This is a genomic window from Hoeflea sp., from assembly GCF_984452065.1.
Window position 1 is genome coordinate 61228 of sequence record NZ_CFHWAF010000003.1, and the last position, 22024, is coordinate 83251.

Below are 22024 nucleotides of genomic sequence, written 5' to 3' on the forward strand. Positions count from 1 at the left end.
CACCTTGAGTTTCTGCAATCCAACTTTCGCGAGAGGACATATCATGCGTTATCGTCAGATTCACCTTGACTTTCATACCGCCGGCGAGATTCCCGGTATCGGCAGTCGGTTCGATCCCGGAGATTTTGCCGACACGATCGCCAGGGCGGGCGTCGATTCGATCAATGTGTTCGCCAAATGCCATCACGGCTACTCATACCATCCCACCGAGGTCGGCGAGATGCACCCGCATCTGGAATTCGATCTCTTGCGCGCGCAGGTTGACGCGCTGCAGGCACGCGGCATCGAAACGCCGATCTACGTTTCGGTAGTGTGGGATGAACTGGCCGCCCGCAACCATCCCGATTGGCCCATCGTCAACCCTGATGGCTCCAACCCGATCCTGAAGCGGTACAATGCGGAAACCGGCTGGCAGTTTCTCGATCTCTCGTCACCCTATCTCGACTATCTGGCCGCCCAGGTCGAGGAAGTGGTCCGGCTCTTCCCGAACACGCACGGCCTGTGGATGGACATTTGTTTCCAGAAGCCGTCCATCAGTGAATACGCCAAAAAGGGCATGGAAGCGGACGGCCTCGACTGGACCGATCCCGATCATCGCGACCAGTTCTCCGAACAGACGACGCTGCGCCTCTTCGAGCGGATCACCGGTATCGCCAAGGGCGCCGATCTGCCGGTCTTCTACAATCTGGGCCATATCCGGCGCGGCCGCGACGACGTGCTGCGCAGATATTTCAGCCATCTGGAAATCGAATCGCTGCCCACCGCCAAGTGGGGTTACGAACATTTCCCGGTGTCGGCGCGCTATTTCGAGCCGACCGGCATGACCTATCTCGGCATGACCGGCAAGTTCCACCAGGCCTGGGGTGAGATGGGCGGCTACAAGAAGCCCGACGCTCTGGTCTACGAATGCGGCGCGATGATCGCACAGGGCGCGCGCTGTTGCATCGGCGATCATCTCAACCCGGCGGGCGATGTCGACCATTCAACCTATGCGGCGGTCGGCAAAGCCTATGCCCATGTGGAAGCCTGCGAGCCCTGGCTGGAGGGAAGCACCAACCGTGCCGAAATCGGTCTGATGAGTATCGAGGCCGCCGGGCGTCCGCTGTTCAGCGATCTGCCGGGCCAGCACAACCCGGTCGATGACGGCGCGGTCCGGCTACTGCTCGAATGCAAATATACTTTCGATCTCCTGTCGCCCGGCAGCGATTTGAACGCCTACCGTCTGATCATCCTGCCCGATGCGATCGTCGTCGATGACGCACTGAAAGCCAGGCTCGATGCCTATCTCGACCAGGGCGGACATTTGCTGATGACCGGTACGAGCGGTCTGCGCGACGGCACGTTCCTGTTCGACGCGGGCGCAAAGTGGCACGGGCAATCGCAAATGAAGGGTGGCGACTATGCGCTGCCAAGGAGCGATCTGCGCGCCTCCTTCGTCGATGCGCCGCTGTTCATGTATGCGCCGTCGCAACAGGTGACAGTGACCGACGGCGAGACCCTCGGCGACATATTCGATCCCTATTTCGACCGCGCCGGCGACATGTTCAGCGGTCATCTGCACACGCCGGCAAGGCCCGATGCCAACGGTTTCGCATTGGGCACGCAAAAGGGCAGCGTGACCTATCTCGCCCATCCGGTTTTTTCGGTCTACCACAAGGCCGGTGCGGTCGCGGCGCTGGAGATCGCCGACAAGGTGGTCGCCGCCGCGCTTGGCCGACCCAAAATGATCGATGCCGGCCTTCCGGTCGCGGGACGGGCGACGCTCAGGCGCCAGGACGGCCGCGACGTTCTGCATCTGCTCTACGCCAATCCGACATTGCGCGGGAAACTGACGGGCGGTCCGGTCCAGCCGATCCAGGACATCGTTACGCTGTCCGACATTGCCGTGGATGTCGAGGCCGCCGGCACGGTGTCCTCGGTGCGGCTCGTGCCGCAGGGCACGCCCGTCGACTTCACGTATGACGGCGACCGGGCACGCTTCACGGTGCCTCGTCTGCATGGCCATCAGATGATCGAGATCGCGCATGGCTGAGACCGGCGGGAAGGAGGTGAGAAGATGACGGCAGTTGCGGTCCACAATCTCAACAAGCACTACGGCAGCTACCATGCGATCCGCAACATCAACCTCGGCATCGACCCGCAGGAGTTCGTCGTGCTGGTCGGCCCGTCGGGATGCGGCAAGTCAACCCTTTTGCGCATGATCGCAGGGCTTGAAACCGTATCGTCAGGGGACATCGAAATCACCGGCAGAGTTGTCAACGAGGTCCCGGCCAAGGATCGCAACATCGCGATGGTTTTCCAGAACTATGCCCTCTATCCGCACAAGAGCGTCTTCGAGAACATGGCATTCAGCCTGCGCTTGAAGAAACAAAGCCGCGACATCATTCACCGGCGGGTACAGGAGGCGGCGGCCATCCTCGGCCTTGAACCGCTGCTTGACCGCAAGCCAAGCCAGCTTTCAGGCGGTCAGCGGCAGCGGGTCGCCATGGGCCGCGCCATCGTGCGCGATTCCAAGGTCTTCCTGTTCGACGAACCCCTGTCCAACCTCGACGCCAAGCTGCGGGTCCAGATGCGCACGGAAATCCGCGCCCTGCACCGGCGCCTGGGATGCACGACCATCTACGTCACGCATGACCAGATCGAGGCGATGACCATGGCCGATAAGATCGTGGTCATGAACACCGGCGTCATCGAACAGGTCGGCACGCCGGCCGAACTCTACGACCATCCGGCCAACCTGTTTGTCGCCAGCTTCATAGGCTCACCTTCGATGAACCTTCTGGAAGGCGACATCGCTGTGGAGGCGGACGCGGTCTATGTCAACTACAGGGCAAACCGGCTGCCTTGCGCCGCGGCCGCAAAAGCGCGACCCGGCGCAAAGGTCACCTTCGGGGCACGGCCCGAGCATGTCCACATATGCGTGGATGGTGATCCGGACCGGCACAATGCGACGATCAACATGATCGAACTGACCGGTCCCGACCGGATTGTGGTGCTCGATTTCGCCGGCGAAATGGTCATCGCCGAGATGGACAAGAAGACACCACTTGCCGAGGGGCAGAAGGTCGAAGTCACCTTTCAGGCCAATGAAACCCACCTGTTCGACCAAAGGACAGGGGCCAATCTGAACTTGAGCCCCTGAACCTCCTCCACGCGGGTGTTGTGGCAGCCGTAGCCCATACCCAGTAACAACCACAAGAACATTCTAATACAGTGAGATTCGGCCGTCCGCCAGGAGTTCCCCGATGGCGCCGATCGTGACCGCCGCACTCGGTTCGAAGACGAGCCCCTCCTTCGCCACCAATTGGCGGGCAACACCGGCAATCGCTTCCTCATCGACCCCCACGGAAAGGCTCGAGGCCTTCGTCGACTTTCACTCGGTACCGACCCGGAAACCGAAGGCAGAAGAATCCAACCAAAAACGATCCGGTCATCCGGTTTCGAGGGCCTCCATAACCTCGTCAAACGGAGCCGTTTCATGCTGCGCTGCTTTACTCCTCAATCTCAAAAGTTTTATTTTTTTATCATATATCAAAAAATATTGAGATATTTTAGACAAAATATCCATAAATTGATGAAAAATTAAAAAAAGCCTTGCCGCAAGCAAATCTCGACCGCATACTCAATCCGACTTAATGCCCAATGCATGGCAGATGGATTGACCGCATTTGCACACAGCGCATATCAAGCGCGCTGACATAAAGAAGCTTCGCCACACAGTGTTCGGGTCGGAGCAATATGGGAGGAGAGACTGAGATGACACAATCCTTGGAGAAATTCCTTCTGTCCCGCCGCCGGGTTCTCCAGGGCGGAGCGGCACTGTCTGCCGGAGCTCTGTTCGGACAGCCCGCATTAGGTGCCCCATCGACGCCGCTGACCTTCGTTGGCTGGCAGTATCAGCCACAGATCGTAGAGGAGAATGTTGGTATTTTCTCGGACCTCTATGATGAGAGCGTCAACTACGAGCTTGCCACAGGCGACTACCACGCCGTGGTGGAAACCAAACTGACCGGCGGTCAGCACATGGATATGTTCTATTCTGAAGAAGACCGGATCGCGCGCTGGCACACTGCCGGCTGGATTCGCGATCTGGAGAGCCTCCCTGGTGTCGATGACATCAAGGCCGGCATCCTCCCGGTCAGTATCGAGTCGTTGTCGCTGCCGGATGGACGCTTCGCCGGAATGCCATACTATGCGGGCTACAACGCCTTTGTTTACAACGAGGAGCACCTGACCAAAGTCGGCATTGAGGTTCCGGAGAGTTGGGATGCGCTGTTGGAGGCTTGCCGCAAGCTAAAAGCGGACGGTATCTCCGACGCGCCTTACATATCCGCATGGGGCCAAAGGTGGGCCGAACTTTCGTGGAGCATTTTCGCAGCCTGGTACTCGGAGGGTGCCAAGGTCTTCGATGAGAACAACGACTTTGTTGATGAGCCGGCGCTACGCAGGGTCCTGGAGACGCACCAAAGCCTGTACCAGGAAGGGCTTGTCTCCGAAGATATCATGACGCTGCCCGGCGAGGGTGTCCCAAGCTATGCCTCCGGGCGCCATACCTTCATGGTACTGCACGACTATAACCAGAAGGTAGTCAATGATCCTGCCGTCTCCAAGGTCGCCGGTCGGATCAAAAATGCGATGATGCCGGGAGCAACCCGCTCCACGATGGCCTGGACAGCCTGCTACCTCATGGGCTCGCAGCCAGTCGACGTCGAGCGCGTATGGAACTTGTTGCAGTTTTTCGGTGGCAAGTCCAAAGACGGCGAATACCACGTCATTAAGCGCTGGGCGCTCGAGTTTGGACTAGGCTCCGGATACAAGGAAGTCATGAGTGATCCAGACGTTGTTGAGGCGTTCGCCAAGTGGAAGGACCTGGAGATCGCCGCCGCCCAAGTGGAGATCGCCACTGCACGTAAGGTCGGCAAGGAGATTTGGTTCTCTGAATGGGACCTCTTCATGATGCAAAGAGTACAGGAGTACATTCGGTCCGGCAGTTCTACAGACAATCTCGTGGCCGCGCTGGCGGAGAAAGCCAGCGAGTTGAAGACACAATATCAGTAAGGTAGCTGAACCCCGGAAACAGCGGTGGGAGGCGCATGTGTCCAAGGTCAAGCCCGGCATGCCAAAAACGTTGAAGGCCCCTGCGAACGTCCCCTCCATCTCCCGCCACCTGACGGATGGTCCACCAGCATTTGGTTATGCCGCAGTTGCACCGACCTTATTGATCGTCGTTGCGATCGCTGGATTGCCGCTCCTTTATAGTCTTTACCTTTCGTTCAACAGCATCAATCCAATCACCAAGCGTTGGATTTTCGTGGGCGCTGACAATTATGCCTCTCTTCTCTCTGGCTCGCAGTTTTGGGTGTCCTTTGCGCGCACGGCTTATTTTGCCGTGTTTGCGGTGGTGGGAACGACGATCCTTGGCATGATCATCGCGCTCGTCTTGAACGAGCGATTTATCGGCCGCGGGCTCCTGCGCAGCGTCGTTTTGGTTCCTTGGGCAATGGCGCCGGTCGCCGTCGGCGTATTGTGGTCTTTCATTTATGCTGGAAACTTCGGTTTCCTGAACGGACTTTTGCACGATCTGGGCATGGGCTCCTCAGCCACACCTTGGCTGGGCAATGGCTTTCGGGCGCTCAACCTCGTAGCGCTAACCCATGTCTGGAACCAGGCGCCTCTTACCGCACTGCTGCTGCTTTCGGCATTGCAATCGATCCCCGGCAACCTGTACCGTGCGGCGATCCTCGACGGTGCAGGGCCGGTCCGACGCTTCTTTTCGGTAACGCTCCCTTGGCTAAAGTCGACACTGCTGTTCGTCATGATCATCGCGACGATCAACGCGCTGATGGCCTTTGACATTCTGCTGATCATGACGCGCGGCGGACCGGGTACCGCGACCACATTGCTCGCGTGGCTGGGTTATCTGGAGTCCTTCCAGTTCCTGCGCTTCGGCCAAGGCGCCGCGACACTCTATGTTTTGACGATTACGAGCCTCGCGCTTGCCGTTCTCTACTTTTTCGTTCTCGGACCGACGCGGAGTCGGCGGCGGGTTGCCGCCGGGCCGCACGCTGCCTCGTACATGCGGGATATGGAGGCGGAATGGACCGCGTCGGTCGCCAAGCGCTACACTATGGCGACGCTGCCGCCCTTCACGCCACGCCGCGCATTCAAAGCTGCGACGACGGCCCGGCTCACAAATATCATTCTATTGGCCACCGCGGCATTGATCTTTCTGTGGTCGGCGCTTCCGGTCGCGGCTCTCGTCCTGATGAGCCTGTCTCCGGCCGCTGATCTTATCCGCACCCCGCCGACCATTTTCCCTTCGGCTATTACATTGGACAACTTCACCTCGGTGCTCACAGCAGAAGGCGGTACCAGCAGTGCCTATGCCCGGCGCGTTCCACTGGCCCTGACCAATAGTCTCGTCGTGGGCATCGTTGTTTCGATCATGAATGTGGCGCTTGGCACGCTCGCCGGCTACGCCTTTGCCCGTTATGACCGTTATCGCTTTTTTAACGTGAGCTTGTGGGCCTTGCTGCTCACTCGAATGATTCCGGCACTCACCTTGGTGCTGCCGTTTTTTATCATCTTCCGCAGCATCGGTCTTCTCGATACGCGAGTGGCCCTGATCATCGCTTATTCTTCAATTCTGCTTCCGCTTTGCACCTGGATGATGAAGTCGACGTTCGAAGGCGTGCCGGAAAGCCTCGATCGCGCTGCGCTGATCGACGGCTGCACACGTACCGCAATGATTTGGAAGGTTCTCCGACCAGTGGTACGTCCCGGTATCATCGCGGCGCTCATCTTCTGTTTCCTCGTATCGTGGAATGAGTTTTTGTTTGCCCTGATACTCACAGCAACGCCGAACTCACAGACGATCCCCGTGATCATGTCCGGTTTCCTCATCCAAGCGCAGTTTTACGAATATGGCCCGCTGTTCGCGACAAGTGTGTTGTCGATCCTGCCACCAGTGGCCATCGCATTCTTCTTTCAGCGCTACCTGGTGCAGGGCGCTCTCTCCGGTGCAGTTAAAGGTTGAGGCCCTGGTCCATGGTTGCCATCTCTATTACGAACCTGTGCAAGAACTATCGGGAAACGGAGGTGTTGAAGGATCTCGGCCTGTCCATTGCCGACGGCGAGTTCATCTCCTTCCTCGGGCCCTCCGGGTGCGGGAAGTCGACGCTGCTCTACTGCATTGCCGGTCTGGAGCAAATTAACGATGGCTCGATCCGGTTCGACGATCAGGAGATTTCGGACCTTTCGCCGCGTGAGCGCAACATCGCACTCGTTTTTCAGGACTATGCGCTGTACCCCCACATGTATGTTCGAGACAACATCGCGTTCCCGTTGCGCCAGCAAAGGGTCAACGAAGCGACAGTGCAACGCCAGGTCGACTGGGCGGCGCAGGTTCTCGGTCTTGAGGGTCTGTTGGACCGCCTGCCTTCCGACCTCTCCGGCGGACAGCGCCAGCGTGTCGCTGTCGGCCGGGCAATCGTACGCAATCCTGCGGTCTTGCTGATGGACGAGCCGCTTTCCAATCTCGACGCGGGTCTGCGCGTCAAGATGCGCACCGAAATCCGCCGCTTGCAGCGCGAGTTGAAGATCACTGTGATCTTCGTGACCCACGACCAGGAGGAGGCAATGGTGCTCTCCGACAGGATCGCCGTAATGAAGGATGGAGTGGTGCAGCAGTTCGCGCCGCCTATGACCGTTTACAAGGACCCGGCCAATCTCTTTGTCGCAGGTTTCATAGGCAGCCCGCAGATGAACTTCCTGCCCGCCAGCCGGGTCGCACGAGCCGAAGACGACAACGTCATGCTCGGGATTCGCCCGCATGATCTGCAGCCGGCCGATGGGCGTGAGGATGGCATGTTGCTAACCGGCGAGCTTTCCCTGGTCGAGCCAGCCGGGCCGATTCACTTCCTGGATGTTATGGTGGACGATCAGTTGATCAAGGCGACTTGCACCGATCCGACCGGTTTGCCGCTGGGCGGTCGCATAACCCTCTATGCACCGGAGGACACTGTCCACCGCTTCGATGCCGCCAGCGGAGTGCGCACCAACACTGCGGTGAAATCGGGAGCGAACACAGATCTTTCTCTATCTCAGGATCAAATCCCGAACCTCAGCAGGCCCTAAGCCATGTCGCGGGCGAAGATGCTGGCGGACACAATAAAGGGAGGCAACACGATGAGTTTCAACACAGGTGAATACCAGGATCGGCATGAGTTGCCGCCGCTGGAGGGCGCCGCGCTCTTTGCAGGCTTGATGGATGAGCTGATTCCAGGCGGCAATGGCTGGCCCTCCGCCTCCTCGGTCGGAGTTCAAAGTCTTGTCGCGATACGTCTCTCAGAGCAGGCGGGTGAGGCGGTGCTTGGCCGCATCGTCGATGCCATGATCGCCGCCGGCGGGCCGCTTGCTGGCCGCTCAATGAGGGAGCGCGTTGTCATCGTGAAGAACTTTGAGGCGGCCGAGCCGGAACTATTCGAACAAGTGCGCATCGCCACCACGTTTGCATACTATGAGAACCCGTTTGTGGTTGAGGCAATCAGGCGCCAGGGCCGTCCCTATGCGCTTCGCCCGCATCTCCTTGGTTATCCGATGCGGTCGTTCGACTTCGACAAAGACGCACCGCGGCACAAACGCGGTGCGTATACGGCCACCGACCGGGTTATGCCCGTCGACATCTCCACACTGCATCTTGAGGAAAACCGCACCAAGCGTTGGGGGATCAAGCGGTGAAGGCAGGCAGAATTTGCGACGTCCTGATCATCGGCGCTGGCGCATCAGGTTCGCTGGCCGCTCTGGTTCTGGCGGAAGCCGGCCTTGATGTTGTCTGCCTGGAGCAAGGCTCGTGGGTGAAGCCGGAGGACTATGCGCATCTTCACGCCGACTGGTCCTGGCAGCGGCGTACAAACTGGAATCCGGACGTCAACAAGCGTGTTCACCCGGACGACTATCCAGTGATCTCGGATTCTTCACAAATCCTGATGTGGAACGGGGTCGGTGGCTCCACCAACGCTTATGGTGGTATATGGCCGCGCTATCGTCCCTCGGATTTCCGCAAGGGCACGGAGCACGGACTACAGCCCGACTGGCCAATAACCTACGAGGACTTGGCGCCCTTTTACGAACAGGCTGACCGCCTTGTTGGAGTCTGTGGCCTTGCGGGCGACCCGGCCATGCCGACGCGTGATCCCTGTCCAACGCGCCCGATGCCACCGTCAAAAGTTTCGAAGCTGCTGGCCGATGCCTTTGACCGACTTGAGTGGCATTGGTGGCCGGTTGAAGCAGCTGCCATCAGTGAGAACTATGACAATCGACCGGCCTGCAACGGCTGCGGCGCCTGCAATGGTTGTCCACGCGGCTCCATGTGCATGTACTCGACGGTGGTTTGGCCGCGGGCGATCAAGCACGGCGCAGAACTCATTATCAATGCGCGGGTTCTGAAGATCGAACGCGGCAGAGACAACAACGCCACAGGTGCGCTTTACGTCGATCGCCATACCGGGCACCAACATTTTCAGAAGGCGCGCATCGTGGTGCTTGCCGCCAATGGTGTCGGCACGCCGCGGCTTCTTCTCACATCCGACAACCTTGCCAACCAATCCGACCAGGTCGGGCGCAACCTTCTTCATCACACGCTCGTTGCAGGCGAGATCTGGGTGGACGAGCCTGTTGACGGCCACACCGGTTACCTCGCATCGTTAATCTCGCGCGAGTTTGCGGAGACAGATGTTACGCGTGGCTTTGTCAACGGCTTCAATTTCAACTGCATCACCAGCGCGGCCTCGGCCGGAGAGACGGCAGCCGGCTGGTTCAGCGCCAACCGCGCACCATGGGGACGCGATCACCACAAATGGTTCGAACGTCATTTCGGTCATGGCTTTGGCGTTTTCGCCATAGGCGACGATCTGCCGAACCCAGAAAATCGTGTGACGCTCGACCCGGAGAAGTCGGATTCTGACGGGATACCCGCGGCGGTGACACGCTATGTGCCCGGAGAGAATGACAAGCGCATGATGAACTACATGCTTGATCGCATCGAGGACATCGCGAAGGCGGCCGGCGCCTTTGAGTACCAACTACAGGACTATCGAAACAGTGACGGTGTCTACTGCACGCCGGCCTGGCACATGATCGGTACATGTCGCATGGGTGCGGATCCGGAAACATCGGTGGTTAACAAATGGGCTCAATGCTGGGATGTGCCCAATATGTTCATTGTCGACGGAAGCATTTTGACAACCGGTGGCGTAGTCAACCCAACGCCCACAGTCTCGGCGCTGGCGCTGCGTACGGCGGCTTACATTCGCGATAATTTCAGAAACCTCGACGGTGCTTGAGCAGGTCTGATTTGAATTGGATCATTTGACCGACGCGATGGTGGTGGTGGTTGACAGAAGGATAGCGGGTGGCGAAGCCATCGAATGAAGGCAGGCCGTGTCGTCACCGCCGAAAAAGTGTCGCATTCGGTTGATGGCAGCACGGGTGCCTCGGCACGCACACACAGTTCCCGGACAACGATTCCGGTCTTGCGGATGGTATGCCGGGCTCGCGTCAGATCAGGCGCTGCCCTGACTGCCTGTCGAAGAAGTGCACGGCGTTTGCGTCCACAGCGAGATGCACGGTTTCGCCCGGTGAAATCTTTTGCCGCTGATGGGACAGGATGACGATTTCCTGGTCATCCATCCGGGCATGAATCTGGGTTTCGGATCCCATGGGCTCGATGACTGTCACATCAGCCGCCGCGCCCTTGCCGGCAATGAGAAAGTGCTCCGGTCGCACGCCCATAACCACATCGGAACCAGCGGGGAGATCGTTCCTGTCGATGAGGATCCGCGTCCCGCCCGGCAAGGTGAACGCCATCGTGTTGTCATGGCCTTCGAGCTTTCCCGTCAGAAAGTTCATCGAGGGCGACCCGATGAAACCGGCAACGAACATATTGGCCGGACGGTCGTACACATCAAGGGGAGCGCCGATTTGTTCGATACGGCCGTCGCGCATGACCACAATCCGGTCGGCCATGGTCATCGCCTCGACCTGGTCATGGGTGACATAGATCATCGTTGTCGAGATGCGCTGATGGAGCGCCTTTATCTCGGCGCGCATCTGGACCCGAAGTTTGGCGTCGAGGTTGGACAGGGGCTCGTCGAACAAAAACGCTTCGGGATCCCGCACGATGGCGCGGCCCATGGCCACCCGCTGACGCTGCCCGCCTGACAATTGCCGGGGATAGCGAGCCAGAAGATCGGCCAGTCCGAGAATGGACGCGGCATTGGTCAGCTTCTGCCGTATATCGTTTTTGTCCACCCGCGAAAGGCGAAGTGAAAAACCCATGTTCTCAGCCACGGTCATGTGCGGATAGAGCGCGTAGTTCTGGAAAACCATCGCGATATTGCGGTCCTTGGGCGACTGCTCATTGACGAGCCGGTCGCCAATGCGAATATCCCCTTCCAGCGTGTCCTCCAATCCCGCGATCATCCGAAGCAGCGTGGATTTTCCGCAGCCGGAAGGCCCGACCAGAACGATGAACTCGCCGTCTTCCACTGTAAGCGAGATGTCTTGCAGAACGGCAAGGCTCCCATATGATTTGCCGATACCGTTTATCTCGACAGATCCCATGACAACATTCCTTCCGGATAGATGAAATCTCTGGTCGCACACCGCGCAACCGATGCAAAACCGTTACCGTGCGTCGCCTGTCGCAACCGGCAAGGGGTATTCCCGGTCTCCGGGCCGGATCACACATGCGCGCATGACAGGTCCTTCAGCCCGTGTCCGGTCACAACCGCGAGAACGTTCTCATCCGGTGCGATCCGGCCGTCCGCCAGGAGGTCTCTGATGGCGCCGATGGTGACCGCTGCGCTTGGTTCGACGACAAGCCCTTCCGTCGTCGCCAGTTCGCGGGTGGCATCGGCGATCGTTTCCTCATCGACCGCGGTCGCATGTCCGTCGAACCTTCTGATCCAGTCCAGCGTGTAATCGCCATCGCGCTCATAACCCGCCAGCGTGTCGTTCAGGGCCGAGGCTATCGAAGGCTGGTGCGCCCAGGGACCGACCGCCGTGTTGTCATTGAAGGCACGGACAATCGGGGCGCAGTTTTGCGCCTGGACAGCGATCGGGCGCGGCACCTTGGCGATCAGACCCTTCGCCTTCATCCGGCTGTATCCCTTCATCATGCCGGCGAGAAGCGGGCCGCTTGCGATGGGAAGCAGTACGACATCGGCGCTGATATCGGCCGTTTCATAGGCAATGGTCGCATAGCCTTCGACACCATAGGGACTGTGAAACGTCGTCGTCACATTTGTCAGCCTATTCTCGCGCGCCAATCGCTGAACCATCTGGCACGTGTCACTCGTCGTTCCGTCGACGGTGATCAACTCGGCACCGCATATGGCGATCTGACGCAACTTGGCGTCCGGCGTGTGCGCCGGCACGAGCACCTTGACGGTCAGCCCGGCCCTGGCGGCATAGGCTGCTGCAGAGGCACCGGCATTTCCGCTGGAGGACAGGACCAGACCGTCCTGTTCGTATTGACATGCAAGCGACACCGTCAGTGCCATTGCCCGGTCCTTGAATGAACCGGTCGGCATGATCGAGTCATTCTTGATCCAGAAATTGGACAACCCGAGATGCTCAGCCAGCCTGTCGCATTTCAAGAGTGGTGAGTCCGCCTCTCCAAGCGAGATGCGATGGTGCGGAGCGCAGAACGGCAGATATTCGGCCCATTTCCATATGCCGGCATCGCCGGCGCTACAGGATTCCCCACATGTTTCCTGCGGATACATCACATCGAGGATCCCGTCGCAGCGCGCGCATGTGGACGGCATGGTCGAAATCGGTGTCGTCCAACCGCAGGACGTGCAGCGCAATGTCTCCAAATCGGCAAGGGCCTTTTTCATGAGTCCCGTCTCAACTTCGAATGATATTCAGATCGGCGTTTCGTCACACTGGGTGCCACCATTTGCCGGCGACGGCAACACCCTCTGCGACCAGCCGGCGATCGGTTTCAACGACCTCGCCTTCCACGTCTTCAAGCTCGAACCGGCCTTCTGCCAATGAGAGAACGGAGGCGTCGCCAACGGCTCCCGGGCGGAATGTTCCCAGTTCCGGTCGATTGATGATGTTGGCGGCATTGACGGTCGACCGGGCAATGACTTCGCTGAGCGGCATGCCGAGCGCCAGAAATTTGGTCATGGTCGTGACCTGATCGTAAGCGGGACCATCCGCACAGAACGCATGGACGTCGGAGGAAATGGTGTCGGGCGGAAATCCGTGCTTCAGCATTGCGCGCGCTGTCTTGTAGGAAAAAGAACCAAGTCCGTGTCCAATGTCGAAATAAACGCCACGGCCGCGCGCCGCCAGGACTTCCGCCTTCACCAAACCCTCGCCCGTCACCGGTGAATTCGGAAACGGCCTGTAGCAATGCGTCAACACATCACCTGCCCGCAGTTTCGCCACCACCGCCTCGTAGGACGGGGGCGGCTCGTCGATGTGACACATCACAGGCAGGCCGGTTTCATCGGAAAGAGCAGTGGCCACATCGAGCGGGGCAATCCCCTGTGGACCGCTGGCCTGACGGCCGATACGGACTTTGATGCCGACGATTACATCGCGGTTCTCTTCAATGGTTACCGCTGCCTCCTGCGGCGCCATCATGCGAAAGTCATGACTTTCGCCGACCATAAGACGCGGAACGTAGCCAAATATGCCAGCATAAGACACATGCAGGAATGCCAGGATACGTGTCTGCGTCTTTTCGATCACGTGCTCCCTGAAGCCGCGGAAATTGCCCGGTCCGGCGCTTCCGGTATCCACGCATGTGGTAACGCCGCTCGTTCTGGCAAAATCCTCCGCGTCTATGCCTAGCGACGTGCCGCCCCAATAGACATGTGTGTGGAGGTCGATCAGGCCGGGCGTCACGATCCTGCCCGATACGTCGCGCACGTCGCGCCCTGCTTCAGCAAGACCCTCTCCGACCGCCGCGACGCGGCTCGAGGAAAAGGCGACATCGCACACGGTGTCGATTGCCTGGGACGGGTCGATCACCCGCCCGCCGGAAAGAACAAGATCATATTTTTCCAAGTGATATCCTCTAATTGCGAATGATCATCTAAAGCAAGGGCTCCAGACAACCGGCCCTTTTGGTGGACTGATGGGAGCGCGCTCCAGCATTTGCGGAACCGCCAACGGGACGCTTTGTTCAGTCAGCCTTGTCGACTACGCCAACCATTCACCGGTCTGCATTTGCTGAAGCGATGCCCTACCCTGCATCGTCCTGTTTTGTCGTGATGGTAATCGTCTTGAGTTCGGTCATCGCTTCAAGCGTGTGAATGCCGCCCAGACGCCCAAGACCGCTCTTCGAACCGGGCGCCCCGCCGAAAGGCAGATGTATCTCCCAGTAGGTGCTTGCCGCATTGATGTTGGCGATGCCGGCCGGTATCGAGCTAGCGACAGACAGCCCGCGTGAAATGTCCGAGGTAAATATTCCAACGCTCAGACCGTAGTCGTCCTGACAGGCAAGCCGCATAGCGTCGGCTTCGTCGCTGAAGCTGATGATCGGAACAACGGGACCGAAGGTTTCTTCACGATTGACACGCATGTCCGGCGTAACGCCCGCAAGCACCGTCGGCTCAAAAAACAGATCACTCCCCAAGTCAGGCCGCGCGTTCCCGCCAACAAGGGCCTTCGCTCCGTTTGCGAGGGCCTCTTCCACATGGTTCTTCACCTTCGCAGCCACACCTGGGTTGTTTAGCGGCCCCATGGTCGTACCCTGATGAAACGGGTCTCCGAGAACCTGCTTGCGTGCATGGTTCGCGATCCGCTCCGCCAGCGGTTCCACTATGGCTTCCTGAGCCAGGACGCGACCGGTTGCGGTACAAACCTGACCAGCATTGTAGAAAGCACCTGCCGCCGCCGCCGCGGCCGCATTGTCCAGGTCGGCGTCTTCGAACACCACGAGGGGACCATTGCCGCCAAGTTCCAGAAGCATCGCCTTGCCGGCACCGCGCTCGGCGATGCGTTGTCCCGTCGCCGTACTGCCGGTGAAACCAATTCCGGAGATCAGGGGATGCGTGACCAGTGCATCGCCGACGGTCGGCCCCTCGCCGATGACGAGGTTGACGACACCCTTGGGCGGATCCGCTGAATCGATAACCGCCATGAGTTCGGCGGCGACAAGTGATGTCGACGGGGCGGGCACCCAGACCACGGTATTGCCGGTGGCAATTGCCGGCGCAAGATACTCAACGGGAATATTGACCGGGAAATTCCAGGGCGTGATGATGCCGTAAACACCCCTGGGCTGCCTCACCGTCATAATGATCTTCGTCGGATCCTCGACCGGCGATGTCGTGCCGCCCATGTGCTTGACGAGTTCGGCGGCCATTCGGAACCCGCTTGCGGCCGCCGAGACTTCACCCACCGCCTCACTCAGTATCTTGCCCTGCTCCATGGAGAGCGAGCGCGCGAGGTCTTCACACGACGCATCGATCTTGTCGGCAATGGCGACGCACATCGCGGCCCGCTCGAATGCCGTCTTTGCTGCCCAGCCGGAAGCGGCCGAACGGGCACAGTTGCAGGCCCGGTCGACCGCCTCACGGCCGGACCTTGGGAGTTGTCCGATGATCTCGCCGGTTGCGGGGTTTACGGCCGGCATCAAGTCAGGTTCCTCGACCCAGGCCCCGTCTATGAAGTTTCCCACCCGTTTCACAGTCCGGTCGTGCAAAGCGCGCCTCCCTTATTGCTGACCCGTAACGGCTGACACTGCTTATGCGGCCTGTTGAACTGGCCTCAGAGCCCCAGCATCGCATCGCCACCCGGGCACCAACGGGTCAACACCATGAATGCGGGCGGTCGGGATTTCCATCCCGCATCCGGCGCACGATACAGCCATTGTCCGGGCAGCCAGCCTCTCGGGCTGACTATGCACTGTCAGTTCACCCCATGCAACAAATTTTTTATTTTTATTTCATTTTTTAGAATTTTCACGAAACTTATGACAAGAATCAGGATTTTATGATGTGAAAATAAAATATTTGGCTATATCAGTCGCTGAGCGGCTTGGGCTCGTCGGTGTCGCGCAACGCGGACACTTGCCGTACGATGCGACGAAGCTTTTCGCGCGCCGGACTTTCCGGATGGATCGCCGTCGCGAAAGCGAGGAGGTCAACAGCGACCAGGAAAGCAAAGCGAAGGCTTGTTGCATTCAAAACCTCGCGGTCTTCGCTGACATCGACGGCCAGGAGCAAATCGACCGCTTCGGCGACCGGAGAGCCAGAAGGCGCAAGGGCTATGGTGGTCGCGCCATATTCGCGCGCGACGGATATGGAGCGCAACAATTCCTGGTTCGCGCCGCTCAATGAACTGCACAGCACCACATCTGCGCTCTCCATCGTTGCGGCAAGCATGACCTGCATTTGATGATCGCTCGATGGAACCACACGCAGCCCAAGCCTGAAGAAGCGATTTTCGATCTCTTCAATCAGCCAGGACGAGACGCCACCGCTACCAAAGGCAAAAAGCGTCCTGCAATTGACGATTCTCTCGACGATGTTGTTCGCGGATTGCAGATCCAGGTTGTGATGCGCTTCCGATATCGCACTTTGTGCGCGTTTCACAACGCGTTCCATAACCTCGTCGATCGTCTCCGGTGGCGTTGGCGGCTCCAGATAACGTATGCCTATGCGCATCGAACCCATAATCTTCAGCTTCAGGTCGCGAAGCCCGTCACACCCGAACGAATTCGCAAAACGTGAGATTGTCGGCGCCGATACGCCGAGCCATCCTATGAGATCTTCAACCGGCTTTTCCACAAATGTCCGCGGATCGCTGAGGATCGCGTTGGCGATTTTTCGGCGGGACTTGGATAACGTCGGTTCCCGGTCGACAATGAGAGCGATTATGTCCGGGGACGAGCCGGTTGATTGAAGACCCGATACAGCCGTGGCGTCGTCTTTTGGCGTTCGGGGTGGCGTGGTTCTGGACATGGCTGATCCGTTGCTTCGATGTTGTATGGTTATGGATCGCTTTGCATCAACGTGTCCGGCGGAGCGGATTGAGCGATGCGTCAAGCCATCCGATTGCAACTGCGCTGCCGGTCGTCAACAAGGTTTAAGCTCCCCAATATGTTCGTTTTCACACGAATGACGTGCGTTCGGGCTTGGCTACATGACATCAAATCGGCCAGATCATCCAAACATTTATTCCCTTTAGCACCAAAGTGACGCATGGATTGAACAGAGATTCATCATTCTCCAAAAAGTTTCTTTTTCATATCACAATTAGCAGAATTATGCACGATTTTTCCGCTTATGCTCTCAAAAATGAGACAAAAAATAAAAATATGCTTGCCTTACAATTGAACGATAGGCATATTCCGCACCGTAAAACGGCTCGGCAAAGCCGTTTTCGACCGGAAGAAACGCCGTGAGCGGCCAAATGTGCAACTCTGCGACAATGACACAAACAAGAGCAGACCGGATTGCACTCGCCGCCGGATTCAGAGAAACGGGAGGTAATTTGTAATGAACGAAACGAAACGGTCAAAAGCAGTAAACGCATTTGCGAACCGCAGGGAGTTTTTGCAGGCCGCTGGCGCCTCGGCGCTGTTGGGTACGCTCCCGTTGGGGGCAGCCAATACGGCCCAAGCCGATGAGGCCGCCAATACGACAGTGAAGATGTTGGCTTGGGATTTCCAGCCCAATACGATCAATCAGCTCGTCGCCGGATGGGCGGAAACCGGGAAAGGAAAAGTCGATCTGGCGATTATTCCAAATCTCGGCTATTCGGCAGCATTGCAAACGCGGCTGCGGGGCGGCGCGGAGATCGATGTATACTACAATTTCGGATATAACTCGCAAAAGTTCTTCAAGGAAGGCTGGGCTGCAAGACTGAATGATCTCCCGGGCATAGATGCCCTGATGGGTGACATGTATGAAAGCGCGCGCGAACGGCATGTAAACGCAGCTGGCGATATTATCAGTGTTCCATATTTCTCCGCGGTCTACATGCTGCAGTACAACGCGCGCATGCTGGATGAAGCGGGAGTCGAGAGTCCACCCCAAACGCTTTCGCAGATTTACGACGCCTGCAAAGCCTTGCGGTCGGCCGGTATAGTCGACGCGCCCTACCGTGCGTACTGGGTCAAGGAGTTCTGCGAAGAGTACCTGATCACTTACCTTCTCAACGAAGGCATCACGCCGTTCGATGAAGAAGGCATGCCGGTATTTGCGGACGATCCGAAGACCAAGGATGTCTTTGAATGGTGGCAAATGATGTACCGCGAGGAACTAGCGCCCAAGTCGCTGCTGAACGACGATCCGAGCAAAATGTCGAGCGAAATGGCGCAGGGCGATGCCGCGCTCTTTGTCTTTCATCACTATTTCCTGACCAAGGTTCGCGATTCAGTAGGCCCTGAAGCCGGGAACATTCGGCAATCCCCGATTGGTGGCGAAAACTTCACGCTGCAGATCGGCGAGGTCTTGCAGATGGGTGACATTGGAAATGACGAGACCCGCGCCGCCGCCTGGGATCTTATGAAGTACTACGGATGGAGGGACGAGAACCGCAAATTCGCGGTATTCACGCAGTGGGCTAAGGCGGCCGGACTTGCTGCCCCCTATCCAGATTTCTTCACGGACCCGGATGTGATCGCCGTGTTTCCCGATTATTACGACCTGCCTCTGATCGCAAAGGCATTCGAAAGCGGCTCAAAGGTCGTCCCGGCGCGAACGCTGCCCTGGTATCCGACTTTCCAGCTAAGGGTGGGCGACCTTGTTCACGGGCTGCTATTGGGACAATCCACACCGGCAAAGGCCGTAAGCGATATGGCGGATGCTGCCGTGGCCGCGCGTAAGAAAAAGACGCTCTAGTTGCCTTAACCCGGATCTGGCAAACCAGCAATCGGCCCCCGCATTCGGCGGGGGCATGGCTCGTACACAAAAGGCAGCTTGCTTTGGCTCGAAAATCAGACCGCTGGTTTGGGTTGCAACTGGCGGCACCGGCTGGATTCATTCTCGCTGCGCTGTTGATCATTCCGACGATCATGACGATTGTCTACAGTTTCCATGACGTGCCTGCCAGCGTCCGCAGCCTCGGAGAATTCGTTGGCTTCGAGAATTACACGATCATCCTGTCAAGCGGGATATTTTGGCACTCCGCTTGGGTGACGCTGATATTCGCAGCTGGTTTTGTCGTTCTGTCAACCATCCTCGGCCTCGGTATGGCGTTGCTGCTCAACGAGAGCTTCGTGGGACAGGGTGTGGCAAGGGCGCTTCTTATCATACCGTGGGCGACACCATGGCTGGTGATCGGGATACTATGGCGGTGGTTTGTCGATGGCAGTGTCGGAGGCTTGAACGCGCTTCTTATGCATGCGCATCTGATTGACGACTATCACGATTTCCTGGCGGATCCCAGTTGGTCCCTGGTTATGGCGATCATGGCCGCGGTCTGGCGGCAGGCGAGTTTCGCGGGCATTCTCATCCTGTCGGGTTTGCAGACACTTCCGAAAGAGCTTGGCGAAGCGGCGGCGATCGATGGCGCCGGCGCGTGGCATCGGTTCAGTTACATTACGTTGCCCTGGCTCCGGTCGACCCTGATCACCGTAATCGTGTTCAACGTCATCTATGCATTCCTGCAGTTCGATGTCATTTTCGCCATGACGCAGGGCGGTCCGGGCGATGCCACGCAGGTCCTGAGCATTCTGATCTACCGGCAACTCTTTGGCGTCACCAATATCGGTATCGGCTCCGCCCTGTCGGTCATATTGAGCCTGGTCGCCCTTGCCGGTGGGCTGATCGTCGTCAAGCTGGTACAAAGAAGAGAGGCTGAATAGGCATGCCGGGCCTGCGACAACAACGAACGTCAACCAGGACGCCCGCACGCCACAGGAAGCGGACGCGCCGGTCCCTCCTCATGTCGATCGGGTTCTATCTCGGGATATTGCTGTTTGGACTTTGGATCCTGCTTCCGGTGTGGTTTCTGGTCCTGTCGAGCTTCACCACACTGGATCAGTTGAGCGAAAGACCGTTTTCGCTGATCCCCGATCGGATTACCTTCGAGAACTACTATTCGGTGTTGACGGGCTCAACCGGAACCGAGGCGTTCGGCAGCACCGACGTCGGAGCGAGACTGGTGCCGGCAATCGGACACAGCCTGCTCGTAAGTTCCATGCTTGTCTGCCTTAATCTTCTGATCGCCGGCTGGGCGGCGTACGGTCTTTCGCGTTATCCGTTCACCGGTGCGAAGGCTTTCGAGTTGTCGGTCATTGCATCGCGCGTTGTTCCGGCAATCGCGATTATCGGCCCGTTTTTCGTCGCCTTCCGCATTTTCGATATGCTCGATACATCATGGGCGCTGCTGGTCAGCTACAACATATTCACCCTTCCTATCGCGATACTGGTCTTGAAAAACTATTTCGACCAGCTTCCGCGAGAGATAGAGGAGGCTGCAAAAATCGACGGCGCATCGCGCATGCTCACGCTGTGGATCATCGTCGTTCCCATAGCGAAGCCCGGCCTCGTCGCCGCCGGCGTGTTAATCTTCCTGGAGGCCTGGGGCGAGTTCTTCTACGCGCTGGTGCTCACCAATCAATTGACGGTGCCTCCACTGCTGGCCGGATTTCAGTCCGTCCAGCAGTTCAACTGGAACACGCTTGCTGCGGCAACGGTCATGTCCATGTTGCCGCCGATCGTGCTGGTTTTCATTTTTCAACGCTATGTCGTCAACGCGCTCACGGCGGGAGTCGGCAAATGACACGGCCTGCGGGACTGCCGGCGCACCACCACAAGCGCGTCGCCGTTTGGAAAGCGATTTGCTTTAGAACGAACTGTGACCGCGATACATGGCGAGCGCGATGTCCTGATAGATCCGGCACGCGGTCTTTAGTTCGGAAATCGGAACAAATTCGTTGGGTTTGTGGGCAACCTGCAGCGAGCCGGGGCCCAGAATGATGCCATCGGCTCCAAGCCCGCGAAAATGCACCATGTCACACCCGCCCGTGAGCCCCCGGGGCCGGTCGGCGGCAATATCGTTGGAGCGGCAAACCGCCAGGGCTCTTTGCACGAGATGGCTGCTTTCGGCGGTTTCCGAAGGACCGGCCTCGGAGCGGTAGTCCAGGATGTCCGCGTCAAAGCCGATCTCGGTTTTCGCCCTGTCCAGAAGAGCCACGATCTCGCGGCGGGCATCGTCCATGTCCTCGTCCGGCAGGACACGGCGGTCAAGAACGATTTCGCAATATGGCGGCACAACGTTGTCTGCCAATCCGCCGTTCACGCGGGTCACCGTCAAGGCCGCGCTGCCGACCAGCGGGTGGCTCTTCTTTCTCAAGGCCACATCGAGATCCGCGACACGAACCAGGAAACGGCTGCAATGTGTAATTGCGTTGGCACCGCGTTCCGGCTCACCTGTATGCGCCTCCTTTCCGTGAATGCGGATTCGAGGCCGCAGGCAGCCCTTGTGGGCGGAGGCGACATGATTGTCCGTCGGCTCGCCGATCACGACATAGTCGATCTTGGGTTTGCCCGCGACATAGTGCCGTGCGCCGGCCGCGAGAACCTCTTCATCCGCAACAAAAACGCCAAGCAGGGTACCGCTCCAGTCATCCCGGCGGGCGGCAAGCCGGGTCATGCTTTCGATCATGGCCGCGACGGATCCCTTCGCATCGCACGTGCCCCGGCCGAAAAGGCACCCATTCTTCTCCACCAGACAAAACGGGTCGGTGTCCCATCCCGATCCCGCAGGCACCACATCCATGTGTGAACAGAAGGCAAAAACCGGTCCCGGCCCGTTATCCAGCCGGGCGATGACATTGGCTCTCCCCTCGCCGTCCAGCTCTTGCAGTTCCGCTGAGAAACCGCGCTTTGTCATCAGCTCCGCAAGGAAACGGGCAATATCCATCTCACTGCCCGGCGGGTTCTCCGTCCTGAACGCGACGAGCCGGCCAAGCAGCGCGTACACGCCTTCGATTTCGCCGGTATCCGTCATTGATGAGTGCACGCCACATCCCCTTCGTTTCTTGACA

General features: G+C 58.5%; 17 protein-coding genes. 10 read left to right on the plus strand and 7 right to left on the minus strand.

Annotated features, from left to right (window positions below):
* The first annotated feature begins 43 nt into the window (after nucleotides 1-43).
* Both AC5E6N_RS01420 and AC5E6N_RS01425 read left to right on the plus strand, forming a co-directional pair.
* Nucleotides 44-2032 (plus strand): alpha-amylase family protein, encoded by a 1989-nt coding sequence (locus tag AC5E6N_RS01420; protein WP_491746123.1) that lies wholly within the window; start codon nucleotides 44-46, stop codon nucleotides 2030-2032.
* Nucleotides 2033-2056: 24 nt separating this feature from the next.
* On the plus strand, nucleotides 2057-3142 hold the full coding sequence (locus tag AC5E6N_RS01425; RefSeq protein ID WP_491746124.1) for an ABC transporter ATP-binding protein: 1086 nt from the start codon (nucleotides 2057-2059) through the stop codon (nucleotides 3140-3142).
* A gap of 63 nt (nucleotides 3143-3205) precedes the next feature.
* Here AC5E6N_RS01425 and AC5E6N_RS01430 read toward each other — a convergent pair whose 3' ends face one another.
* Nucleotides 3206-3346, minus strand: coding sequence for a hypothetical protein (locus AC5E6N_RS01430; RefSeq protein WP_491746125.1), 141 nt, complete (start codon nucleotides 3344-3346; stop codon nucleotides 3206-3208).
* A gap of 410 nt (nucleotides 3347-3756) precedes the next feature.
* Between AC5E6N_RS01430 and AC5E6N_RS01435 the strand changes: the two genes are divergently transcribed.
* From AC5E6N_RS01435 to AC5E6N_RS01455, 5 genes are all read left to right on the plus strand, one after another.
* Nucleotides 3757-5058 carry an ABC transporter substrate-binding protein gene (locus AC5E6N_RS01435; RefSeq protein WP_491746126.1) on the plus strand — a complete coding sequence of 434 codons (1302 nt, stop codon included), beginning with the start codon at nucleotides 3757-3759 and terminating at the stop codon, nucleotides 5056-5058.
* Nucleotides 5059-5095: 37 nt separating this feature from the next.
* Nucleotides 5096-7036, plus strand: coding sequence for an ABC transporter permease (locus AC5E6N_RS01440; protein WP_491746127.1), 1941 nt, complete (start codon nucleotides 5096-5098; stop codon nucleotides 7034-7036).
* 62 nt (nucleotides 7037-7098) lie between these two features.
* Entirely contained in the window at nucleotides 7099-8136 is a 1038-nt protein-coding gene (locus AC5E6N_RS01445) for an ABC transporter ATP-binding protein (RefSeq protein WP_491746128.1), read from the plus strand.
* Nucleotides 8137-8187: 51 nt separating this feature from the next.
* Nucleotides 8188-8739, plus strand: coding sequence for a hypothetical protein (locus AC5E6N_RS01450; protein ID WP_491746129.1), 552 nt, complete (start codon nucleotides 8188-8190; stop codon nucleotides 8737-8739).
* Nucleotides 8736-10343, plus strand: a complete 1608-nt coding sequence (locus AC5E6N_RS01455) for a GMC family oxidoreductase (protein WP_491746130.1) — start codon at nucleotides 8736-8738, stop codon at nucleotides 10341-10343. Before AC5E6N_RS01450 ends, AC5E6N_RS01455 begins: the two co-directional genes overlap by 4 nt.
* A gap of 214 nt (nucleotides 10344-10557) precedes the next feature.
* Here AC5E6N_RS01455 and AC5E6N_RS01460 read toward each other — a convergent pair whose 3' ends face one another.
* The 5 genes from AC5E6N_RS01460 to AC5E6N_RS01480 form a co-directional block, all read right to left on the minus strand.
* The gene (locus AC5E6N_RS01460; protein ID WP_491746131.1) at nucleotides 10558-11622 is read right to left on the minus strand and encodes an ABC transporter ATP-binding protein; all 1065 of its coding nucleotides are present in this window, start codon (nucleotides 11620-11622) and stop codon (nucleotides 10558-10560) included.
* Between the two features lie 119 nt (nucleotides 11623-11741).
* The gene (gene thrC, locus AC5E6N_RS01465; RefSeq protein ID WP_491746132.1) at nucleotides 11742-12902 is read right to left on the minus strand and encodes a threonine synthase; all 1161 of its coding nucleotides are present in this window, start codon (nucleotides 12900-12902) and stop codon (nucleotides 11742-11744) included.
* 43 nt (nucleotides 12903-12945) lie between these two features.
* Nucleotides 12946-14085, minus strand: a complete 1140-nt coding sequence (locus tag AC5E6N_RS01470) for an amidohydrolase/deacetylase family metallohydrolase (RefSeq protein ID WP_491746133.1) — start codon at nucleotides 14083-14085, stop codon at nucleotides 12946-12948.
* A gap of 178 nt (nucleotides 14086-14263) precedes the next feature.
* The gene (locus AC5E6N_RS01475; protein WP_491746148.1) at nucleotides 14264-15712 is read right to left on the minus strand and encodes an aldehyde dehydrogenase family protein; all 1449 of its coding nucleotides are present in this window, start codon (nucleotides 15710-15712) and stop codon (nucleotides 14264-14266) included.
* 334 nt (nucleotides 15713-16046) lie between these two features.
* Nucleotides 16047-16988, minus strand: coding sequence for a MurR/RpiR family transcriptional regulator (locus tag AC5E6N_RS01480; protein WP_491688248.1), 942 nt, complete (start codon nucleotides 16986-16988; stop codon nucleotides 16047-16049).
* Nucleotides 16989-17525: 537 nt separating this feature from the next.
* Here AC5E6N_RS01480 and AC5E6N_RS01485 point away from each other — a divergent pair.
* The 3 genes from AC5E6N_RS01485 to AC5E6N_RS01495 all read left to right on the plus strand — a co-directional run bounded on the left by AC5E6N_RS01485 (nucleotide 17526) and on the right by AC5E6N_RS01495 (nucleotide 20757).
* On the plus strand, nucleotides 17526-18872 hold the full coding sequence (locus AC5E6N_RS01485) for an ABC transporter substrate-binding protein (protein ID WP_491746134.1): 1347 nt from the start codon (nucleotides 17526-17528) through the stop codon (nucleotides 18870-18872).
* A gap of 83 nt (nucleotides 18873-18955) precedes the next feature.
* Nucleotides 18956-19837: a carbohydrate ABC transporter permease gene (locus AC5E6N_RS01490; RefSeq protein WP_491746135.1), complete on the plus strand. Its 882-nt coding sequence runs from the start codon at nucleotides 18956-18958 to the stop codon at nucleotides 19835-19837.
* A gap of 80 nt (nucleotides 19838-19917) precedes the next feature.
* Nucleotides 19918-20757, plus strand: coding sequence for a carbohydrate ABC transporter permease (locus AC5E6N_RS01495; RefSeq protein WP_491691456.1), 840 nt, complete (start codon nucleotides 19918-19920; stop codon nucleotides 20755-20757).
* A 63-nt stretch (nucleotides 20758-20820) separates the two neighbouring features.
* Here AC5E6N_RS01495 and AC5E6N_RS01500 read toward each other — a convergent pair whose 3' ends face one another.
* On the minus strand, nucleotides 20821-21987 hold the full coding sequence (locus AC5E6N_RS01500) for a M20 family metallopeptidase (protein WP_491746136.1): 1167 nt from the start codon (nucleotides 21985-21987) through the stop codon (nucleotides 20821-20823).
* Nucleotides 21988-22024 lie beyond the last annotated feature (37 nt).

What these genes read in the sequence shown, in the direction of transcription:
- AC5E6N_RS01425 (WP_491746124.1), top strand. Translation starts at nt 2,057, where the DNA reads ATGACGGCAGTTGCGGTCCACAATCTCAACAAGCACTACGGCAGCTAC.
- AC5E6N_RS01420 (WP_491746123.1), top strand. Translation starts at nt 44, where the DNA reads ATGCGTTATCGTCAGATTCACCTTGACTTTCATACCGCCGGCGAGATT.
- thrC (WP_491746132.1), bottom strand. Translation starts at nt 12,902, where the DNA reads ATGAAAAAGGCCCTTGCCGATTTGGAGACATTGCGCTGCACGTCCTGC.
- AC5E6N_RS01495 (WP_491691456.1), top strand. Translation starts at nt 19,918, where the DNA reads ATGTCGATCGGGTTCTATCTCGGGATATTGCTGTTTGGACTTTGGATC.
- AC5E6N_RS01435 (WP_491746126.1), top strand. Translation starts at nt 3,757, where the DNA reads ATGACACAATCCTTGGAGAAATTCCTTCTGTCCCGCCGCCGGGTTCTC.
- AC5E6N_RS01500 (WP_491746136.1), bottom strand. Translation starts at nt 21,987, where the DNA reads ATGACGGATACCGGCGAAATCGAAGGCGTGTACGCGCTGCTTGGCCGG.
- AC5E6N_RS01485 (WP_491746134.1), top strand. Translation starts at nt 17,526, where the DNA reads ATGAACGAAACGAAACGGTCAAAAGCAGTAAACGCATTTGCGAACCGC.
- AC5E6N_RS01480 (WP_491688248.1), bottom strand. Translation starts at nt 16,988, where the DNA reads ATGTCCAGAACCACGCCACCCCGAACGCCAAAAGACGACGCCACGGCT.
- AC5E6N_RS01450 (WP_491746129.1), top strand. Translation starts at nt 8,188, where the DNA reads ATGAGTTTCAACACAGGTGAATACCAGGATCGGCATGAGTTGCCGCCG.
- AC5E6N_RS01460 (WP_491746131.1), bottom strand. Translation starts at nt 11,622, where the DNA reads ATGGGATCTGTCGAGATAAACGGTATCGGCAAATCATATGGGAGCCTT.